18 protein-coding genes are annotated in these 17,418 nt (G+C 73.1%); 6 read left to right on the top strand and 12 right to left on the bottom strand.

Translation table 11 applies throughout. The features are described 5' to 3' along the window. Positions 1–14: 14 nt before the first annotated feature. The 3 genes from AB0I72_RS08005 to AB0I72_RS07995 all read left to right on the top strand — a co-directional run bounded on the left by AB0I72_RS08005 (position 15) and on the right by AB0I72_RS07995 (position 1,625). Positions 15–464, top strand: a complete 450-nt coding sequence (locus AB0I72_RS08005) for a carboxymuconolactone decarboxylase family protein (RefSeq protein ID WP_358564269.1) — start codon at positions 15–17, stop codon at positions 462–464. A 202-nt stretch (positions 465–666) separates the two neighbouring features. Further along, positions 667–1,092, top strand: a complete 426-nt coding sequence (locus tag AB0I72_RS08000; protein ID WP_358564597.1) for a VOC family protein — start codon at positions 667–669, stop codon at positions 1,090–1,092. A 203-nt stretch (positions 1,093–1,295) separates the two neighbouring features. Next, a complete protein-coding gene (locus AB0I72_RS07995) occupies positions 1,296–1,625 on the top strand; it encodes a hypothetical protein (RefSeq protein ID WP_358564267.1) in 330 nt (109 codons plus the stop codon). 70 nt (positions 1,626–1,695) lie between these two features. Here AB0I72_RS07995 and AB0I72_RS07990 read toward each other — a convergent pair whose 3' ends face one another. From AB0I72_RS07990 to AB0I72_RS07950, 9 genes are all read right to left on the bottom strand, one after another. After that, the gene (locus AB0I72_RS07990; RefSeq protein WP_358564265.1) at positions 1,696–2,724 is read right to left on the bottom strand and encodes a hypothetical protein; all 1,029 of its coding nucleotides are present in this window, start codon (positions 2,722–2,724) and stop codon (positions 1,696–1,698) included. 203 nt (positions 2,725–2,927) lie between these two features. Continuing rightward, complete coding sequence (locus tag AB0I72_RS07985; protein ID WP_358564263.1) at positions 2,928–3,974, bottom strand: hypothetical protein; 1,047 nt, start codon at positions 3,972–3,974, stop codon at positions 2,928–2,930. A 169-nt stretch (positions 3,975–4,143) separates the two neighbouring features. Next, positions 4,144–4,479, bottom strand: coding sequence for a type II toxin-antitoxin system PemK/MazF family toxin (locus AB0I72_RS07980; protein ID WP_358564261.1), 336 nt, complete (start codon positions 4,477–4,479; stop codon positions 4,144–4,146). Next, positions 4,476–4,751: a RuvA C-terminal domain-containing protein gene (locus AB0I72_RS07975; RefSeq protein ID WP_358564260.1), complete on the bottom strand. Its 276-nt coding sequence runs from the start codon at positions 4,749–4,751 to the stop codon at positions 4,476–4,478. The genes AB0I72_RS07980 and AB0I72_RS07975 overlap by 4 nt, the downstream gene beginning before the upstream one ends. A gap of 86 nt (positions 4,752–4,837) precedes the next feature. Next, complete coding sequence (gene fahA / locus AB0I72_RS07970; protein WP_358564595.1) at positions 4,838–6,052, bottom strand: fumarylacetoacetase; 1,215 nt, start codon at positions 6,050–6,052, stop codon at positions 4,838–4,840. Between the two features lie 24 nt (positions 6,053–6,076). Continuing rightward, positions 6,077–6,928 carry a hypothetical protein gene (locus AB0I72_RS07965; protein ID WP_358564258.1) on the bottom strand — a complete coding sequence of 284 codons (852 nt, stop codon included), beginning with the start codon at positions 6,926–6,928 and terminating at the stop codon, positions 6,077–6,079. Then, a complete protein-coding gene (locus AB0I72_RS07960) occupies positions 6,925–8,130 on the bottom strand; it encodes a cupin domain-containing protein (RefSeq protein ID WP_358564256.1) in 1,206 nt (401 codons plus the stop codon). The genes AB0I72_RS07965 and AB0I72_RS07960 overlap by 4 nt, the downstream gene beginning before the upstream one ends. Before the next feature lie 60 nt (positions 8,131–8,190). Then, positions 8,191–9,882 (bottom strand): FAD-dependent monooxygenase, encoded by a 1,692-nt coding sequence (locus tag AB0I72_RS07955; RefSeq protein ID WP_358564254.1) that lies wholly within the window; start codon positions 9,880–9,882, stop codon positions 8,191–8,193. A 64-nt stretch (positions 9,883–9,946) separates the two neighbouring features. After that, the gene (locus tag AB0I72_RS07950; RefSeq protein WP_358564252.1) at positions 9,947–10,906 is read right to left on the bottom strand and encodes an MBL fold metallo-hydrolase; all 960 of its coding nucleotides are present in this window, start codon (positions 10,904–10,906) and stop codon (positions 9,947–9,949) included. A 263-nt stretch (positions 10,907–11,169) separates the two neighbouring features. Between AB0I72_RS07950 and AB0I72_RS07945 the strand changes: the two genes are divergently transcribed. Continuing rightward, positions 11,170–11,709, top strand: a complete 540-nt coding sequence (locus AB0I72_RS07945; protein ID WP_358564250.1) for a MarR family winged helix-turn-helix transcriptional regulator — start codon at positions 11,170–11,172, stop codon at positions 11,707–11,709. A 76-nt stretch (positions 11,710–11,785) separates the two neighbouring features. Then, positions 11,786–12,841 (top strand): aminotransferase class V-fold PLP-dependent enzyme, encoded by a 1,056-nt coding sequence (locus AB0I72_RS07940; protein WP_358564248.1) that lies wholly within the window; start codon positions 11,786–11,788, stop codon positions 12,839–12,841. 75 nt (positions 12,842–12,916) lie between these two features. Here AB0I72_RS07940 and AB0I72_RS07935 read toward each other — a convergent pair whose 3' ends face one another. Together AB0I72_RS07935 and AB0I72_RS07930 are read right to left on the bottom strand one after the other, a co-directional pair. After that, positions 12,917–13,111: a DUF1918 domain-containing protein gene (locus AB0I72_RS07935; RefSeq protein ID WP_358564246.1), complete on the bottom strand. Its 195-nt coding sequence runs from the start codon at positions 13,109–13,111 to the stop codon at positions 12,917–12,919. 266 nt (positions 13,112–13,377) lie between these two features. Then, on the bottom strand, positions 13,378–14,658 hold the full coding sequence (locus tag AB0I72_RS07930) for a GNAT family N-acetyltransferase (protein WP_358564244.1): 1,281 nt from the start codon (positions 14,656–14,658) through the stop codon (positions 13,378–13,380). A 215-nt stretch (positions 14,659–14,873) separates the two neighbouring features. Here AB0I72_RS07930 and AB0I72_RS07925 point away from each other — a divergent pair, with 215 nt between their 5' ends. Then, the gene (locus AB0I72_RS07925) at positions 14,874–15,884 is read left to right on the top strand and encodes a BadF/BadG/BcrA/BcrD ATPase family protein (RefSeq protein ID WP_358564593.1); all 1,011 of its coding nucleotides are present in this window, start codon (positions 14,874–14,876) and stop codon (positions 15,882–15,884) included. A gap of 69 nt (positions 15,885–15,953) precedes the next feature. On the opposite strand, the gene AB0I72_RS07920 is transcribed toward AB0I72_RS07925, so the two are convergent. After that, the gene (locus AB0I72_RS07920) at positions 15,954–17,312 is read right to left on the bottom strand and encodes an NAD(P)/FAD-dependent oxidoreductase (RefSeq protein ID WP_358564242.1); all 1,359 of its coding nucleotides are present in this window, start codon (positions 17,310–17,312) and stop codon (positions 15,954–15,956) included. Between the last annotated feature and the right edge of the window lie 106 nt (positions 17,313–17,418).

Here is a 17,418-nt window from a genome sequence, read left to right as displayed (position 1 = left end):
CTACCCTCTCCACCATGAGTGACGTTGCTTACGAACCCCGTATGGAGCCGCGCCAGGTGGCTCCGCAGCTGAACACGGCCCTGGCCGCCCTGCTCGACAAGGCGGTGGGCTTCCTGGACCCCCTGCTCACCGAACTCGTCCTGGTTCGGACGGCCCAGCTCACCGGCAACGCCCACGGCGTGGACCTGCACGCGGCGGCCGCCGCCGGGAAGGGCGAGAGCGACCGCCGCCTGCACGCGATCGCCGTGTGGCGGCAGACCGACCTGTTCACCCCCAAGGAGCGGGCGGCGCTGGATCTGGCCGAGGCCATGACGGTGACCGGGCGCGGACCCGTGCCCGACCGGGTGTGGGAGGAGGCCAGGGCGCGGTTCAGCGAGGGCGAGCTGGCGCACCTGCTGTTCTCGATCGCGTCGGCCAACGCGGTGAACCAGGTGGACGTGGCGGTGAGCCGTCGACCCGAGTGACCCGGACCCCGAACCTCCACGATGCCGCCCCGGCCCCGGGCCCGGGGCGGCCTCCGCGTCGTCCACGGGTGCGGGGCCGCCGATCCCCGAACCGCTCGGCGGGATCCACGACGGCCGCACGGCTCACGCGGTGGACGCACACGCTTCCTGCGCCCGATCGTCGGCCATCCGCCCTATGCTCTGGGGCATGACGATTCAACGGATGGACCACGTCGGTGTCGTCGTCGACGACCTCGGAGCCGCCATCGCCTTCTTCGCCGAACTCGGCATGGAGCTTGAGGGGGAGGCACCGGCCGAGGGACGATGGTTGGACCAGGTCGTCGGGCTCGACGGCGTCCGGGTCGACATCGCGATGATGCGGACCCCGGACGGCCACGGCCGGATCGAGCTGACGAAGTTCCGCACGCCGACGGCGATCAGCGCCGCCCCGGAGAACGCGCCACCGCACACGCTGGGCATCCGTCGCATCATGTTCGCCGTCGACGACATCGACGACGTCCTGGCTCGTCTGCGCGCCCACGGCGCCGAACTCCTCGGTGAGGTGGCGCGGTACGAGGAGAGCTACCGGCTCTGCTACGTCCGCGGCCCCGAGGGCATCATCGTCGCCCTGGCGCAGCAGCTCGCCTGACGGCGAGCGGGAAGCATCAGGCCGGTGACCTCGCCGGAGTGCACACGGATGCCTGCCGCTCCACGCCAGCTCCAGTGGGCACCCGCGCTGTCCGCGCTCGGGACCGCTGACCGTACCCGGGGCGTACACATCGCCGGTCCGCGGCGACGCCCCACGTCCAGTCCGGCGGACTGCGAGGGCCCCGCCCAGGACACCACGCGTGAGTGAGCAGCGATGCCCGTGCCCTCATGATGTGGGAGGACATGGGCGACGAGACCCCCGAACTGCTCAGCGAGGACCAGCTCGACCGGTACGTCGAGACCGTCGCCGAACTCCTGCGCGCCGCCGGTCTGAGGGTGGAGACCGACGACGGCGACACCACCCACCTGTCGGTGAGCTGGCCGGGCGGAAGGTTCACCCTGGAGGCGTACCTCCGCGACGACCGCAGCGCGGAGTGGACCATCGAGGGCGGTGACGACGTCGGGGAGGGAACCACGGCGGTCGGCCTGGCCACCCTCCTGGTCCGCATGATGGAGGCCGACCAGCGTCGGTGACCTCCGAAGGCGCGGTGGGCGGGGCCCGGCCTCGTCGCGCGTCGTCCACCGCTGACGGCCTCAGGGGTCCCTAACCGTCCGCCCGGGTCGCCGACGCCAGCCAGGCGGCGGCCTCGTGGGCCTCGCGGACGCGCTCCCCGATCGCGGTCCGTGCCGCGTGCAGCGCGGGATCCCCGTGGAGGTCGTGCGGCAGCGGACCCGCGGGCTCGGAACCACCGTGCGCGACCAGGTCGGTGTAGCCGTCCGTGCCTCTGGCCAGCTGGGAGAGCTGTTCCCACTCCTGGTAGGCGGTGAGCGCCGCGTCCACCGGGCCCATGTACCGCCCGATGCGGGTCAGTCGCTGGCTCGCCTCGCGGTACGCGGCCTCCACCGCCGCCACCTGGGGACGCATGGCCTCGCGGACCCGGTCGGAGGCGGCTTCGGCCTTCAACCGCTCGACCTCCGCGCTGAGCGGCGCGATCCGGGCCAGGTCGCGTCCCACGAGCCATTCCTCCTCGCGGAGGACGATGAGCGCCGACCGGCCGTCGAAGCCCGGGATCAGCCGCTGGGCCCGCTCCACACGATCACACGCGTTCTGGACCCAACGCAGCTTCTTGCGCTCCTCGAATCCGAGCGTGGACGGGTCGACGAACCGGTCCGCGGGCACGACGTACTCCGCCGCCTTCCCCGGGAGGAGGAAGAGCCCGAAGCGCAGCAGATGAACGACCAGCAAGGGGAAGAAGGCTCCGCCGAAGCCGCTTAGCCACACTCCCAACAGGAACCAGAAGAGCCCGAAGCCGAGGGAGAACACCTCCTCCTTGACACCGTCCTCCGACAGCCGCACCGGAAAGTAGAGGAACAGCCCCAGGAAGCCCACCATGATGGACAGCGCGAGCTGGCCCAGGACGAAGTCGCACACGGCCATCCCCACCAGGGTGATGGTGAAGGGAACCGCACCCGTGATCAGGCGCTCGCGCCGAGTCCGCAGCAATCGGGGCCGTGCCCCGGCCGGTGCCTCCTGGATCTCGACCGTGTCCACCCGCAAACCCTGGAGCATGTCCGCGGGGAGTGTGGGATCGAACACGGGCCGTGTGCCGTCGTAGTGCTTCTCGAGCTTCATCGGGGGCCGCGACCTTCCATGCCGTCGCGTGCGGGAGACACGCGTCGCACCTACGACGCCACTGGCGATCCGGCGGTTCCAGCCTTCCCGAACGGGAGCACCGCCAGGAAGAACGGTGCCGTTCCCGGCGGCCGCCGGGAACGGCACCGGGCGGAGCACGACCGGACACGACGCCCCGCCCAGTGGTGGCGACCCCCTGCGCTCTATCCGTGCTCCTGGGTCTCCGAGATCAGCCAGACGGCGGCCTCGTTGGCCTCGCGGACGCGCTCGTCGACCGCGTCCCGCGCGGCGTGCAGCGCGGGATCCCCGTGAAGGTCGTGCGGCAGCGGACCCGCGGGATCGGAACCACCGCGCGCGATCAGGTCGATGTAGTCGTCGACGCTTCCAGGCAGCTGGGAGAGCTGCTCCCACTCCCGGTAGGCGGTGAGCGCCCCGTCCACCGGACGCATGTACGCCGCGATCCGTCCCCGTCTCCGCTCCACCCCACGGTTCGCGGCCTCCACCGCCGCCACCTGGGGACGCACAGCCGAACGGACCCGGTCGGAGGCGGCTTCGGCCTTGAACCGCTCGACCTTCGCGCTGAGCGGCGCGATCCGGGCCAGGTCGCGTGCCACGATCCATTCCTCCTCGCGGAGGACGATGAGCGCCGACCGGCCGTCGAAACCCGGGATCAGCCGCTCGGCCCGCTCCACCCGATCACACGCGTTCCGGATCCAACGCAGCTTCTTGCGTTCCCCGATTCCGAGCGTGGACGGGTCGACGAACCGGTCCGCGGGCACGACGTACACCGCCCTCTCCCCCAGGTACACGAAGTACGGGTAGCGCACGAGGTGGATCAGAAGGCAGGGAGCGAGGACCGCGAGAGAGGGGTGGAAGACTCCGAGGGTGACCGCCCCCAAGCCGCCCAAGGATGTCAGGCACCCCATAAACAGGTACGTGAGTTCTTCCTTGATCCCGCCCTTGGGCAGGTGGAGCGGAATGTATAGGAACATCCCTGTGACACCGACCAGGACAGACCACCCGGTCGCGTCCAGGACGAAGAGACACACGGCCATCGCGATCAGCGTCGCGGTGAAGGCCGCCCCACCCGTGATCAGGCGCTCCCGTCGAGTCCGCAGCAATCGGGGCCGCGACCCCGCCGGTGCCTCCTGGATCTCCACCGATTCCGCGCGCAGGCCCTGGAGCATCGCTTCGGGGAGGGTCGGATCGAACACGGGGCGTGTGCCGTCGTAGTGCTTCTCGAGCTTCATCGGGGGCCGCGACCTTCCATGCCGTCGCGTGCGGGAGACACGCGTCGCACCTACGACGCGGCGGACACTCCGACGGTTGCGCGGACGCCACCGCGTCCTGTGGAGCCCGAGTGCCGGTCCGGGTTCCGTGCCGCCCTCCGGACGTGGACCGGTGCCGCGATGGTGCGTCCTACAAACCCAGGTCGATGCTCAGTCCCAGCCACAGGCCCAGTGCGTACTCGACCTGCGCCATCTCGGTGTGGTCCAGATAACCGACCTGGTCACCGATGACATAGCTCGCGTCGATGGTGCGGATCTGATCGGTGAGGGCCAGGGTGTCGCGACCGGCGATGTGCAACCGGGGCCTGAACAGAGCGTCCTGGGCACTGGTGGACGTGGGCACGACGGTCACGGTGGACCACAGACGGGGACCGTCGCTGACGACGACGCCCAAGCGACGTCCACGTTGCTCGTGGCCACGCTTGGCCTCCCCCAGTTCGATCGGATGGACGGCGCCTCGGATCACCGCCCCTCCTCCTGGCGCGCGTTGACCGTGGTGTCCGTGCCGACGACGCGGATGCGGCCGTCCGCTGTGTACTCCCACTCGTCCGGTTCGTCGGCGGGGTTCTCACCCGACTCCGCGATCCGCACCATGTCCTCGTAGGCTCTGCGCCGCTCCTCTTCCCTGGCCAGAGAGCGCAGTCCGCGCCGAATCAGTTCACTGGTCGACTCCCCCGGACTCCTCAGGCGTTCGATGAGTCGCCTATCCGCTTCCGTGGGTCGAAATCCCGTGCTCATATCGACACAGTACAACGAATGTTGGACACCCGTGGGCGGCGGCCCCGCGCATTCCCCGGGGGGTGCGCGGGGCCGCCGCCCGTGCGTCAGCGCGCGGGCAGGATCCGGCCGGTGACCTCGCCGAAGTGCACCCGGCTCCCGTCCGGGCCGGGCGCGGTCGCGGTGATGACCACCTCGTCGCCGTCCTCCAGGAACGTCCGCTCGGTCCCGTCCGGCAGCCGCAACGGCTCCTTGCCGCTCCAGGTCAGCTCCAGCAGGCACCCGCGCTGTTCGCGCTCGGGCCCGCTGACCGTGCCGGAGGCGTACACGTCCCCGGTCCGCAGCGACGCGCCGTTGACGGTCATGTGCGCGAGCTGCTGCGCCGCCGTCCAGTACATCGTGGCGAACGGCGGACGCGAGACCACATGCCCGTTGATCCGCACCTCCAGGTCCAGGTCCAGCCCCCACGGCTGGCCGCCGTGCAGGTAGGGCAGCGGTTCGGGGTCCTGCGTGGGCTGCTCGACGCGGGCCGACTCCAGCGCGGCCAGCGGCACGATCCACGGGGAGATCGAGGTGGCGAAGGACTTGCCCAGGAACGGCCCCAGCGGCACGTACTCCCAGGCCTGGAGGTCGCGCGAGGACCAGTCGTTCAGGAGGAACACCCCGAACACGTGGTCGGCGAAGTCGTCCACGGCGACCCGCTCCCCCATGGGGCTGGGCGTCCCGACGACGAACCCCACCTCGGCCTCGATGTCCAGCCGTGCGGAGGGCCCGAAGAGGGGTGTGGGTTCGGTGGGGGGCTTGCGCTGGCCGGTGGGGCGCACGATGTCGGTCCCCGAGACCACGACGGTGCCGGACCGGCCGTGGTACCCGATGGGCAGGTGCTTCCAGTTGGGGGTGAGGGGCTCCTGGTCGGGACGGAACATCCGACCGACGTTGCTCGCGTGGTGCTCCGAGGCGTAGAAGTCCACGTAGTCGGCGACCGTGAACGGCAGGTGCGGGCGCGCCCGGGACCGGTCGACGAGGTGCGGGCGGATCGCGTCGGCGTGGGCGGGATCGGTGAACCACGTGGTCAGGGCGGAACGCACCGCATCCCAGACGGGTCTCCCGGCGGCCAGGAGGGCGTCGAGGTTCGACTGGGCGACGGTGTCGGCGAACGGCGCGCCCAGGGCGCGGGCGGCGGCGCCGAGGTCCAGGACGTGGTCACCGATCGCCACGCCCGTGCGCGGCGCGGGGTCGGCGTCGGTGCTGAACACCCCGTAGGGCAGGGTGGCCGGGCCGAACGGCGCGTCCGGGTTTAGGTCGAGCCAGGTGTCGGGCATCATCGCTGCTTTCTGTGGTGGCGGTCAGTGCGGCCGGGCCTCGGGGGTGAGGGCGCCGAGGACGACCAGGTCCTCCAGGGGTTCGACGACGCTGCACGTGCCGAAGGAGAGGAACCGCGCGCGGACGGCCTCGGCCCGGTCGGGGGTCAGCCGGGCCGCGGCGTCGACCAGGGCGGCGCCGTCGCGGTCGGCCAGGATCCCGGCCAGGTCGTCGGTTCCGGCGCCGTCGAGGGCCGCGGCGGTGGCGACGAGCAGGTTGAGGAACCCGTGCTGTTCGAAGCCCTCGCCGGTGGTGTGGCGGACGGCGTGGTGCAACCCGGCGGTGCACTTGAACGGAAGGTCGCGGGACACGGCGGCGGCCGTGAACACGGCGAGTTCGGCCTCGTCGGGGTGGGCCTCGGGGGTGAGGCCGCCGGTGCGGAACTTGGCGCTGTGGCCGGTGCCGGTCAGGGCGTCCAGGTCGGCGCGCACGTCGCCCTCGCGGGAGACCTCCACGAACCCGGACGCGCCCGACGGCAGGTGGCGGGTGAGCCGCTCGGCGACGGCCCCGGCGGCGCCGGGCGCGGCGGCGGCCTCGACCCCGACCAGCCGCAGTGCGGGGTCGGCGAGGACGGATTCCACTGCGGCGCCGATGCCGTCGGGGCCGCCGGGCACGGTGACCGCGACGGCCAGGGGCCCGGGCGGGTCCTCCTCCCGGGCCAGGACGGCGCGGAGTTCGGCCACGCGGCCGTCGGCGACCAGGAACGGACCGACGTGGTCGCGGCGCCACCCCGAGCGGTACCCGCGGTGGGCGGGCACCGCCTCGCCCATGGGCGCGTTGCCGGGCGGGAAGAGCGCGGCGTCGTCGAACAGGCGGCGGTAGAGGGGGTGGGTCACCGGTCCCTCCTCCCTCCGGCCCAGGTCCAGGCGTAGCCGCCGTCGTCGCTGGCCAGGCCGCCCTCGCCCAGGTCGAGCGGGCGGAAGGTGTCGACCATGACGGCGAGTTCGTCGAAGTAGTGCACCCCGACGCTGCGCTCGTAGGCGCCCGGCTGCGGTCCGTGCGAGTGGCCGCCGGGGTGCAGGGAGATCGACCCCTGGCCGATCCCGGAGCCCTTGCGGGCCTCGTAGTCGCCCCCGCAGTAGAACATGACCTCGTCGGAGTCCACGTTGGAGTGGTAGTAGGGCACGGGGATGGACTCGGGGTGGTAGTCCACCTTGCGGGGCACGAAGTTGCAGATGACGAAGTTGTGCCCCTCGAACACCTGGTGGACGGGCGGCGGCTGGTGGACGCGGCCGGTGATCGGCTGGAAGTCGTCGATGTTGAACACGTACGGGTACAGGCACCCGTCCCAGCCCACGACGTCGAAGGGGTGGGTGGGGTAGGTGTAGCGGGTGCCGGAGATGCCGCCGGGGCCGTCGCCGCGGTGCTTGATGAGCACGTCCACGTTCTCGCCGTCGGCGAGCAGGGGCTCGGAGGGCCCGCGCAGGTCGCGTTCGCAGTAGGGCGCGTGTTCGAGGAACTGCCCGTAGCGCGACAGGTAGCGCTTGGGCGGCGCGATGTGGCTGTTGGCCTCCACGACGTAGGCGCGCAGCGGGCCGTCGCCGGTGGGCACCCAGCGGTGGGTGGTGGCGCGCGGCAGGATGACGTAGTCGCCGCGGCCGACGTCGAGGGCGCCGAAGACGGTCTCCACCCGGGCCTCGCCGGACTCGACGTAGACGCACTCGTCGCCGATGCCGTTGCGGTACAGCTCCGAGGGCGCCCCGGCGACGACGTAGGAGATGCGCACGTCGTCGTTGCCCAGGACCAGGCGGCGCGACTCGACGACGTCGGCGGCCTTCCAGTCCTGGTCGGCGAAGAGCGAGTGCAGCCTCAGGTGGCGGGGCACCATGGGCGCGTTGCGGGTGCGGGTCAGGTCGGGCAGCTCCCACTCGGCGGCGTCGACGATCGCCGACGGGATCGCGCGGTGGTACAGGAGCGAGGAGTCGCTGGAGAAGCCCTCCTCCCCCATCAGCTCCTCGTAGTAGAGGCCGCCGTCCGGGGTGCGGTGCTGGGTGTGGCGGGTGCGGGGCACCTCGCCCACCTTCCGGTAGTGGGCCATGGCGGTGATCTCCTTACCGTGGTCGTCGAGCCGGTCGGCCGAAGCCGTGGCTGGTCGGGATCAGCGGGTGGTCGTGGTCTGCGGGCGACGGGTGTCGCGGGTGGCCTGGTCGGGACCGTGTCCGAGAGCGGCGCGCACCGCCGTGTGGACGGCGCCGGAGTCGGTTCCGGGGACGACGGCGGCCACGTGCGCGTCGGGGCGCACGATCCACACCTGCCCGGGCTCCGGGTCCAGGGCGCGGGTGAGGGCGCCGGTGGCGTCGACGTCGGCCAGGTACAGGGCGGCGGTCGGGGCGGGGCAGGCGCGTTCGGCGGCGGCGCGCACCCGGTCGAGGAGGGCGCCCGGGTCCTCGTTCTCGGGGGCGGGGCCGAGCAGGAGGGTGATCCCCTCGCGCAGCAGGTTCCGCACGCGGGTGGGTTCCCCGGCGCCGGGGAGGGCGGCGGGGGCGTCGGGCAGGATGACGCCGGGGCAGGGGTCGGGGGTCCGGCCGCGCGGGGGGCGACCGCCGAACGGACGGTCGGGGCAGGGGGTGGTGAGGGCGGAGTCGGTGTACCAGAAGGGTTCGGCCAGGCGGCCGGAGTCCACCCGGGGGTGGGCGGCGGGGTCGGTGAGGGCGCGTTCGAGGACGGTGAGCCGCCGGTCGTGCTCCTCGGGGCCGTGGGGGACGAGGAAGCGCATGGTGGCGCTGGTGATCTCGGCGTTCTCCAGGGCGGCGGCGTGGCGCTCGGTGTGGTAGCTCTCCAGGAGTTCCTCGCCCGCCCATCCGGCGCGCACGTAGGCGAGCTTCCAGGCGGCGTTCTCGGCGTCCTGGACACCGGAGTTGAGGCCGCGGGCGCCGAAGGGGGCGACGAGGTGGGCGCAGTCGCCGGCGAGGAGGACGCGCCCCGCGCGCATGCGGTCGGCGACGCGGGTGTGGAAGCGGTAGACCGAGTGCCAGACGATCTCGTAGGGGGTGTCGCCGATGATCTGGCGGATGCGCGCGTCCAGGCGGCCGCTGTCGCGTTCGCGGTCGAGGTCGAAGTCGGCGGGGACCTGCCAGTCGATGCGGAAGACCGAGTCGGGGCAGGGGTGGATGAGCACCTGGCGGCCGGGGTTCCACTCGGGGTCGAAGTAGAAGCGGCGTTCGCGCTCCCAGCCGGGCAGGTCGGCGCGGATGTCGCAGATGAGGAAGCGGTCGTCGAACGAGGTGCCCTCGAAGCCGAGCCCGAGCGCGTCGCGGACGATGCCGCCGTGGGCGCCGAGGCAGGCCAGGGCGTGGGAGCCGCGCAGCACGACCTCGCCGCCGGGGGTCTGGCAGCGCACGTCGACGCCGTCGTCGTCCTGGGCGATCCCGGTGACGCGGTGGTTCCACAGGACCTCGACGCCCGCCTCGGCCATGAGGGCGTCGAGGACCTCCTCGGTGCGGGACTGGGAGATGTTGACGAACGGGGGCAGGGGCGAGGCGCCCGGGTCGGTGAGGCGGACGCTGAACAGCTCGCGGTCGCGGTAGAAGGTGCGGGCGGTGTCCCAGGTCAGCCCCTCCTCGGCGATGGCCCCGGCGCCGAGCCAGTCCCACACGTCCAGGACGTCGCGCTGCTGGCAGATGGCCTTGGAGCCGACGGCGTCGCGTTCGGGGCGGGTGTCCAGGACCCGTACGGGCACCCCTCGCCGGGCCAGGAGCAGGGCCGCTGTCTGGCCGACCGGGCCCGCGCCGAGCACCAGGACGGGTTCGGCGACGGTGTCGGCGGGGGGACGTGGAGCTGGAGGGCGCATGGTGGGCTCCGTTCGGCGTGGGGCGCCCGTGCGGGGCGCGCTGGTCAGGGGGATGGCGGCGGCGTCAGTCCTGGAGCTGGGCCCAGACCTCGCGGTCGCGCTCGGCGGTCCAGATGACGGGGCGCTCGATGCCGGAGAACTCGTCCCACAGGCGCGAGACGTCGAAGGGCAGGCAGTGCTCGAAGATGGGCCAGTGGCCGTAGGTTCCCTCCAGGGCGGTGTGGGCGGCCTGGAACGCCTCCTTGAGCGTGCCGCCGCGCTCGTGGACGGCGCCGACCTCGCGGATCATCGTGGTGAGGAAGCCGCGGGTCTGGGCGACGGCGGCGTCGACGGCGGCGCGGCCGCGCGTGACGGCCCCGCGTCCGCCGACGAGGACCTCGGCCTCCAGGGCGGCGACGCGGTCGAGGGTGGGCCCGGCCCAGTCGTGGTGGAAGGCGTCGCCGGTGTACAGGGCGGCCTCGGCCTCGACCAGGTCACCGGCGAAGAGGATCCGTTGCTGGGGCAGCCAGGCGACGATGTCGCCCTCGGTGTGGCCGCGCCCGAAGTACTCCAGGACCAGTTCGCCGCGGTCACCGCCCAGGTCGATGGTGGTGCGGTCGGCGAAGGTCTGGGTGGGCCAGGTCAGGCCGGGGACCGAGTCGGGGTCCTTGGCCAGGCGGGGCATGCGGCCGAACTCGCTGGCCCAGTCCTCCTCGCCGCGCTCGCGGATGAGTTCGTGGGTCTTCTCGTGCGTGAGGATGATGTCGGCGTCGAAGGCGCTGGCGCCCAGGACGCGGACGGCGTGGTAGTGCGAGAGCACGAGGTAGCGGACCGGCTTGTCGGTGTGCTCGCGCAGGAGGGCGAGCCAGTCCCGTGCGGCGGCGGGGGTGGCCAGGGCCTCGAACGCGACGACGAAGTCCTCACCCTCGATCGCGCCCACGTTGGGGTCGCCCTCGGCGGTGAGCGCGTAGACGCCGTCGGCCAGGACCTCCAGTGTCTGCTGCTTGGCCTCGGTGTCGGCGGACGAGGCGAACGGCTTGGCCATGGTCGATGGACCCTTCACTCGCTCACGGACGGCGGTCGGCCGCCCAATTGATCAAACCTTTGATGATTCCGACCATAACGTGCCCTGCACCACACGGCCAAGGGGGTCGCGGCCCATCGTCCAGTGATGCAGATCACAACACGAGGGTACCCATCACACCCCTCGCGGGCCGCTCACCACGACCGCCGACCCGCCACGCGCCACAAACGAGACGGGCACGCGTCGGCCACTCCGCGCCCGGATCCAGGCACTAGGCTGGTCGGGTGACCCATAACACCGCTCCCCCAAGCGATCTCACCTTCTGGTCCTTCGTCGACTACGCGGTGCAGAAGGCGGAACGAGAGCTGCCCTCCGTCGACGCGGAGGCGATGCGCATGGTCCTGACCCTCAACCGGGCGACGAGCATGGTCATCTACGATCTGGAGTCGTCCGTCCACCGGCCCCGGGGCCTGACCTGGCCGGGCTTCCGGGTGATCTTCGCGCTCTGGCTGGCCGGACCGATGGAGGCCAAGACCACCGCCGAGATCTCCGGAATGAGCCGCGCCGCCCTGTCGGCCCTGCTCAACACCCTCGAACGCGACGGACTCATCGTGCGCGAACGCTCCGAACACGACCGCCGAGCCCTCCAACTCAGCCTCACCGAGGCGGGCTACGGCGCGATCCTCGGCGGGTTCCGCGCCCACAACCGACGCGAGAGCGCCTGGGCCGAGGCCCTCGAACCCGACGAACGCCACGAACTGGTCCGCCTGCTCAACAAGCTCATGGCCGGATCCACCACCGCACGGGCCAAGTTCCGCAGCTGACACGTCCCGGCGGGGCACACCACTTCGGCCCGGATTGGCCCTTGAGCCGCCCCTCCCCGACTGTTTGCATCAAGGCATGACCGACACCAGCCGTGCCCGCCTGCACGCCGCCCGACAGCAGTTCTCCCCCGAGGTGACCTACCTCAACACCGCCACCCACGGGCTCCCGCCCCTCCGGGCACGACAGGCCCTGGACCGGCTCACCCACGAGGTGGCCGCGGGCCGCTTCCAGCCCAAGGACGCCGACAGCGTCGTCGAGTCCGCCCGCTCCGCCTACGGCCGCCTGGTCGGCGTCCCCGCCGAGCGGATCGCCGTGGGCACCCACGTGTCCCAGTTCGCCGGGACGATCGCCGCGAGCCTGCCCGTCGGCTCGGAGGTCCTGGTCGCGGAGAACGAGTTCACCTCCGTGGTCTTCCCGTTCATGGCCCGGGAGACCGAGGGGATCCGCGTGCGCGAGGTCCCCCTGGACCGTCTGCCCGACGAGGTCGGCCCGGGCACGTCCCTGGTGGCCGTGGCCGCCGTCCAGTCCGCCGACGGCGCGATCGCGCCCCTGGCGGACCTGGTCACGGCGTGCGCCGACCACGGCGCCCGGCTGATGCTGGACACGACGCAGTCCTTCGGCTGGCTCCCCCTGCCCGCGGACCGCGTCGACTTCACCGTGTGCAGCACGTACAAGTGGGCGCTCGGTCCGCGCGGAGCCGCGTTCCTGACCGGCACGCCCGGGGCGCTGGCCACGCTCCGACCGCTCGCGCCGAACTGGTTCGCGGGCGCCGACCCGTGGAGTTCGCTGTACGGAGGGCCGCTGCGACTGGCCGACGCGCCGCGCCGTCTGGACCTCGCGCCGGTGTGGCCCGCCTGGTACGGGCTGCTCCCGGCGCTGGAGCTGATCGAGGAGGTCGGCGTGGAGACGATCCGTGCGCACGACACCGCCCTGGGCGACCGGTTGCGGACCGCCATGGGCCTGGAACCGGCCGGGTCGGCGATCGTCTCGTTGGAGGTGTCCGAGGAGGCCGCCCGACGCGCGGCGGAGGCGGGGATCGTCACCGCCCTGCGGGACGGACGCCTGCGCGCGTCGTTCCACCTGTACAACGACGAGGACGACGTGGACCGCCTGGTCAAGGCGTTGACTTAGGGACTGCTGAGCCTCCCGGGCATCTCTGGGCGTGCCCGGCCTCCGGATACGCCCAGAGTCACCGCACGTGCTGGGTCAGTCCACCGGGCCACGCTGCTCGATGACGCAGTCGGGCCCCGGGAAGATCAGGGACTCGTGCCCGTCGTCGAACCTCACCACGTAGGGCGGTTCCCCCCGCGACCCGCGGACCTCGAGGATTTCGCCGACGTGTTCCCTCATGCCGACGATCCTGCCCTTGATCCGGACCCGGTCCCCCACAGTCGCGTGCATGTCTCCAGCTCCCCTGCGCCCGTCGCCGGCCCCTCTCCTCCACGGCTCGGGTGGTCCCGACGACGGCCCAGGGCGGTCGCGGGCCGAGGCCCATCGCACCGGACATCGCCCTCCGTGTCTGATGAGTAGCACAGCGTTGTGTCTGACGGTGGAGCCCTACCCGGGACGCGTCGACTCCACACGCCGCCCGGCCCGTCGGCGGATCGGCGGCGGCCAGCGGTTCCGGCGCCCCCGAAGCACGGGAGCGCCCAGAACCCCTCGACCGCCTAGAAGATCATGCCGCACACGGGAGCGTGGGGCACGCGCAGTGCCGCGTCCAACCGGGCGGCCGCGCCGGGAGTGTGCTCGGTGACCACCCCCGCCGCCACCCGGGCGGCGAGCGTGTGCTGGCCCAGGAAGGCCGCCCCCAGATGGGACACGTCCAGGGACAGGTCCGGGGCGTCGTCGGTGAGCTCGACGCCGGCGCCGTCCTCGTCGGCCTTGATCCGCCACCGCCCGGCGTTCCATGGCGCGTACCGGTCGGCGACCTCGACCACCGTCTCGACCGGCGCCGCGTAGGAGCGCCCGACCAGGGCGGCGGGCACGTCCACCAGCCGCATCCACAGGGCCGTGATCGGCACCGCTCCGATCCGCTGCCGGTCGGCCAGCAGGTTCCACAGCGGGTCGTCCACGGCGGTGTTCTCCACGACCACCCTGGCGACCAGGTCGCGGTTGAACACGTGGTCGTACAGGGCCACGCGCGCGGCGGGCGTCGCGGCGACCAGCTCGTTCACCCGCAACTCGCTGTACCAGCCCGCCTGGCCGTACTCGGCCCGGGTGCGGTACAGGGCGTACCCCACCGGCCCGTCGGCGTCGCTGACCAGGGCCACCTTCAGGGCGCTGCGGTCACCGCGCGCGTCCCGGGTGTCCTTGAGCGCCCGGTCCCACCAGACCTCCTCGCGCTGGAACCGGCCGATCTGGGCGGGGGCCTGTCTCCGGAACACCTCGGCGACCTGGTCGCGCGCCTCCTCCGCACCGAGCAGGCGCAGGGTGAGCGCGGGGTCGCGGGGAGCGTCCGGGATGAGCGCGGAGTGGGGCTGGGCGACGGTCAACTCCGCCTCCATCGAGGCCGCGCCGTAGCCGAAGCGGCCGTAGATGCCGCCCTCCGACGCCCACAGCGCCGCGAGGCTCTCGCCCCGGTCGCGCAGGTCGCGGAGCTGGCGGCGCATGAGCGCGCTCAGCACGCCCCTCCTGCGGTGGGTGGGCCACACGCCCACCCCGGTGACACCCGCGACCGGCCTCGGGCCGCCGGGCATGGTCATCTCGAACGGGAAGGCGTTGACGGCTCCGACGACCTCGTCCCCGTCCGTCGCCACCAGGATGCGGTCGTACCCGTGCGCGTCGATGAGCGGGCGGATGGACTCGAGCCGCTCCTCCGCCGTCTCCGGCGCCAAGAGCGCCTCCCCCACCACGCGGGCCACCTCGGGGAACTCGTCTCGGTCGCTGCCGCGTACCGTCCACTCCGTGGCGGGGGTCCGGCTCTGGTCGGGTTCGGAAGTCTGCGTCATGACAGTCTGCCTATCAGGAGCCCCGGGCAGGTCGCCAACGGTTTTCCGCGGGACGCGCCACGGCGCACGGTGTCCCCCCGGCGCGGACGCCGCACGCCCACGGAGGAGTAGCCGACTTCACGGAGGGGCACCTCTACGGTGTGACTCCTCCTTCGGCGCCCGAGCGACAGCGAACCCGGTCCGCGCGCGGAGGTCCCGCGCGTCTCGTGGTGGGGGTGGACGCGGGCGGCACGACCACGCGCGCGCTCGTGACCACCCTGTCCGGCGAACGGCTGGGCGAGTCGTGGGCGGGCGGAGCCAACCCCAACACCCACGGCGTGATCCGTGCCGCCGCACAGCTGACCGAGGCGGTCGAGGGCGCGCTGGACCGGGCCGAACGCTGGGCCCGCCAGGAGGTCGTGGCGACGGTGATCGGCCTGGCCGGGGTGTCGGCGCTGCGCGACCCGGACGTGCGCGCGCGGATGGAGGCGGCCCTGGCCGAGGCGGGCCTGCCGCCCGGGACGGCCGAGTTCACCGGGGACGACGAGGTCGCCTTCGCCTCGGGCACGCCGCTGCCCGACGGGACGGTGCTCATCGCCGGGACCGGGGCGATCGCGACGCGGATCGAGGGGCGGCGGCGCACCCGGTCGGCCGACGGGATGGGGTGGCTGATCGGCGACGACGGGTCGGCGTTCTGGATCGGGCACCAGGCCGCCAAGGAGACCGCGCGGCAGCTGTCCCGGGGCGGCGACCTCAGCCCGCTGGCGCGCACGGTGGCCAAACGGGTCATCCCCGGTCAGCGCCCGGTGGGCGGGGACGACCACCGGCCCGAGGAGCACGCCCGCAACTTCGCCCGCACACTGACCGAGGGCCCGCCGATCGCGTTGGCGACGCTGGCGCCGCTGGTCAGCGAGGCGCACACGGCGGGAGACCCGGCCGCGCACGTGATCGTCGAGGCCGCCGCCGGGCACCTGGCGCACACGGTGCACCAGGTGCGCACTCCGGGGGAACGGACCCCGGTGGTGCTGTCCGGCGGGGTGCTCACGCACTCGGAGCCGGTGCGCGCCGCGCTCACCCGCAAGCTGGCGCTGGGGGCGTCGGGGACGGACATCGTCATGTCCGGGTGCACGGCGGGCGGAGCGGCGTGGCTGGCGGCCCTGCGCGCGGGCGTGTCCGACACCGACCGCTCGCTGCACGAGGAGTTCACCCGGGCGGGGCGGCGCGGCGGCCGCAGCGACGCCGCCTGACCCACGGGACGGCGCACGAACGCCGCCCGCACCCGAGCGGGCCCGGGTCCCCGGCGTCGAGGCCCCCGGTCAGACGCCGAGCTCCTCCAGGGCGACGAGGTAGGCCTCGTTGAACGTGGGGAACTGCGGGATCGAGTCGGCCAGCACCCGGACCGGCACCCGGGTCCGGATCGCCAGGGCCGCCGTGTGGATCCACTCCGACACCAGGGGCCCGAAGGCCCACGCCCCCACCAGCACCCCGAGGTCGCGGTCGGCGACCAGGCCGAGCGTGCCCTCGGGGTCGGTGGTGTAGGTCCACGGGCGCGCCGTGGTCGCGGGGACGTCGACCTCGGCGGTGGCCACGTCGATGCCCTGCTCGCGCGCCTGTTCCTCGGTCAGGCCCACGGCGGCGATCTCGGGGTCGGAGAAGACCACGCGGGGGACGGCCGTGTAGTCGGCGATCCGGCTCAGGCCCAGGATGTTGTCGGCGACCACGCGTCCCTGGTACTTGGCCACGTGGGTGAACATCGCCCGCCCCGTGGCGTCCCCCACGCCCCACAGCCCCGGCGCGGCCCGGCACCACTCGTCCACGGGGAGCGCGGTGCCCTCCAGGGCTACCCCCCAGTCCTCCAGCCCGAGGCCGTCGGCGCGCGGGCGGCGCCCGGAGGCCAGGAGGACCACGTCGGTGCGCACGCGCGCGCCGTCGTCGAGGGTCGAGAGCACCCCGGAGCCGTCGCGGGCCGTCGACACCACCTGGGTGCCCACGCGCACGTCGACGCCGTCGCGGGCGAACCGCCCCCCGACCAGGGCGCACAGGCGCGGGTCCTCGCGGTCCAGCAGGCGGGGGCCGCGCTGCACGAGGGTCACGTCAGTGCCCATCCGGTTGAGGAAGTGGCCGAGTTCCAGGCCGACCGCGCCGCCGCCGATCACCAGGGCGCTCTCGGGGATGGCGGCGAGCGTGGTGGCCTCGCGGTTGGTCCAGACCCGTGCGGGGCCGAGTTCGTCCAGTCCCTCCACGGGCGGGCGCACGGCCTCGGATCCGGTGGCCACGACGACGTGGTCGGCGGTGAGCTCGGTGTCGCCCACCGCCACCCGCCACGGGTCGCGCCCGGTGATCCGGGCGGCGCCTCGCAGCACCAGGGCGTCCTGGTCGCGGTACCCCTGGACCTGCGCGGTGTCGTCCAGGTGGCGGATCATCGCGTCGCGGTGGGCGCGCAGGGCGGGCCAGTCGAGGTCGGGCGTCTCCAGCCCGGCCGCGCCCGCGGCCTCCTCGCGGGCCTCGGGTGGGCGGAGCAGGACCTTGGAGGGGATGCAGGCGTAGTAGGCGCACTCCCCTCCGATGAGGGCGCGCTCGGCCACGGCGACGCGGCGCCCCGCGTCCAGAAGCCGGGAGGCGACCGTCTCACCCCCCGGCCCCATGCCGATGACGATCGCGTCGACGTGCTCCATGTGCCTCAACTCCGCCCCGTGCCTGTCGGTCCACTCGATCGTGTCGCCTGCCGGCCGACTGCGGAAGGGGTGACACGCGTGGGAGTGCGACGGGCGCGGGGCGGCA

The sequence above is a fragment of the Nocardiopsis sp. NPDC049922 genome (genome assembly GCF_040660275.1).
Taxonomy (GTDB): domain Bacteria; phylum Actinomycetota; class Actinomycetes; order Streptosporangiales; family Streptosporangiaceae; genus Nocardiopsis.
The sequence above is the reverse complement of the archived record's forward strand: the minus strand, read 5'-3'. Positions and strand labels throughout refer to the sequence as shown.

Bases quoted from the DNA above. Each gene is read 5' to 3' on its own strand.
- AB0I72_RS07975 (WP_358564260.1), bottom strand. From the start codon at position 4,751: ATGAGCACGGGATTTCGACCCACGGAAGCGGATAGGCGACTCATCGAA.
- AB0I72_RS07960 (WP_358564256.1), bottom strand. From the start codon at position 8,130: ATGGCCCACTACCGGAAGGTGGGCGAGGTGCCCCGCACCCGCCACACC.
- AB0I72_RS07935 (WP_358564246.1), bottom strand. From the start codon at position 13,111: ATGCACGCGACTGTGGGGGACCGGGTCCGGATCAAGGGCAGGATCGTC.
- AB0I72_RS07950 (WP_358564252.1), bottom strand. From the start codon at position 10,906: ATGGCCAAGCCGTTCGCCTCGTCCGCCGACACCGAGGCCAAGCAGCAG.
- fahA (WP_358564595.1), bottom strand. From the start codon at position 6,052: ATGCCCGACACCTGGCTCGACCTAAACCCGGACGCGCCGTTCGGCCCG.
- AB0I72_RS07955 (WP_358564254.1), bottom strand. From the start codon at position 9,882: ATGCGCCCTCCAGCTCCACGTCCCCCCGCCGACACCGTCGCCGAACCC.
- AB0I72_RS08000 (WP_358564597.1), top strand. From the start codon at position 667: ATGGACCACGTCGGTGTCGTCGTCGACGACCTCGGAGCCGCCATCGCC.
- AB0I72_RS07990 (WP_358564265.1), bottom strand. From the start codon at position 2,724: ATGAAGCTCGAGAAGCACTACGACGGCACACGGCCCGTGTTCGATCCC.
- AB0I72_RS08005 (WP_358564269.1), top strand. From the start codon at position 15: ATGAGTGACGTTGCTTACGAACCCCGTATGGAGCCGCGCCAGGTGGCT.
- AB0I72_RS07985 (WP_358564263.1), bottom strand. From the start codon at position 3,974: ATGAAGCTCGAGAAGCACTACGACGGCACACGCCCCGTGTTCGATCCG.
- AB0I72_RS07930 (WP_358564244.1), bottom strand. From the start codon at position 14,658: ATGACGCAGACTTCCGAACCCGACCAGAGCCGGACCCCCGCCACGGAG.
- AB0I72_RS07940 (WP_358564248.1), top strand. From the start codon at position 11,786: ATGACCGACACCAGCCGTGCCCGCCTGCACGCCGCCCGACAGCAGTTC.
- AB0I72_RS07920 (WP_358564242.1), bottom strand. From the start codon at position 17,312: ATGGAGCACGTCGACGCGATCGTCATCGGCATGGGGCCGGGGGGTGAG.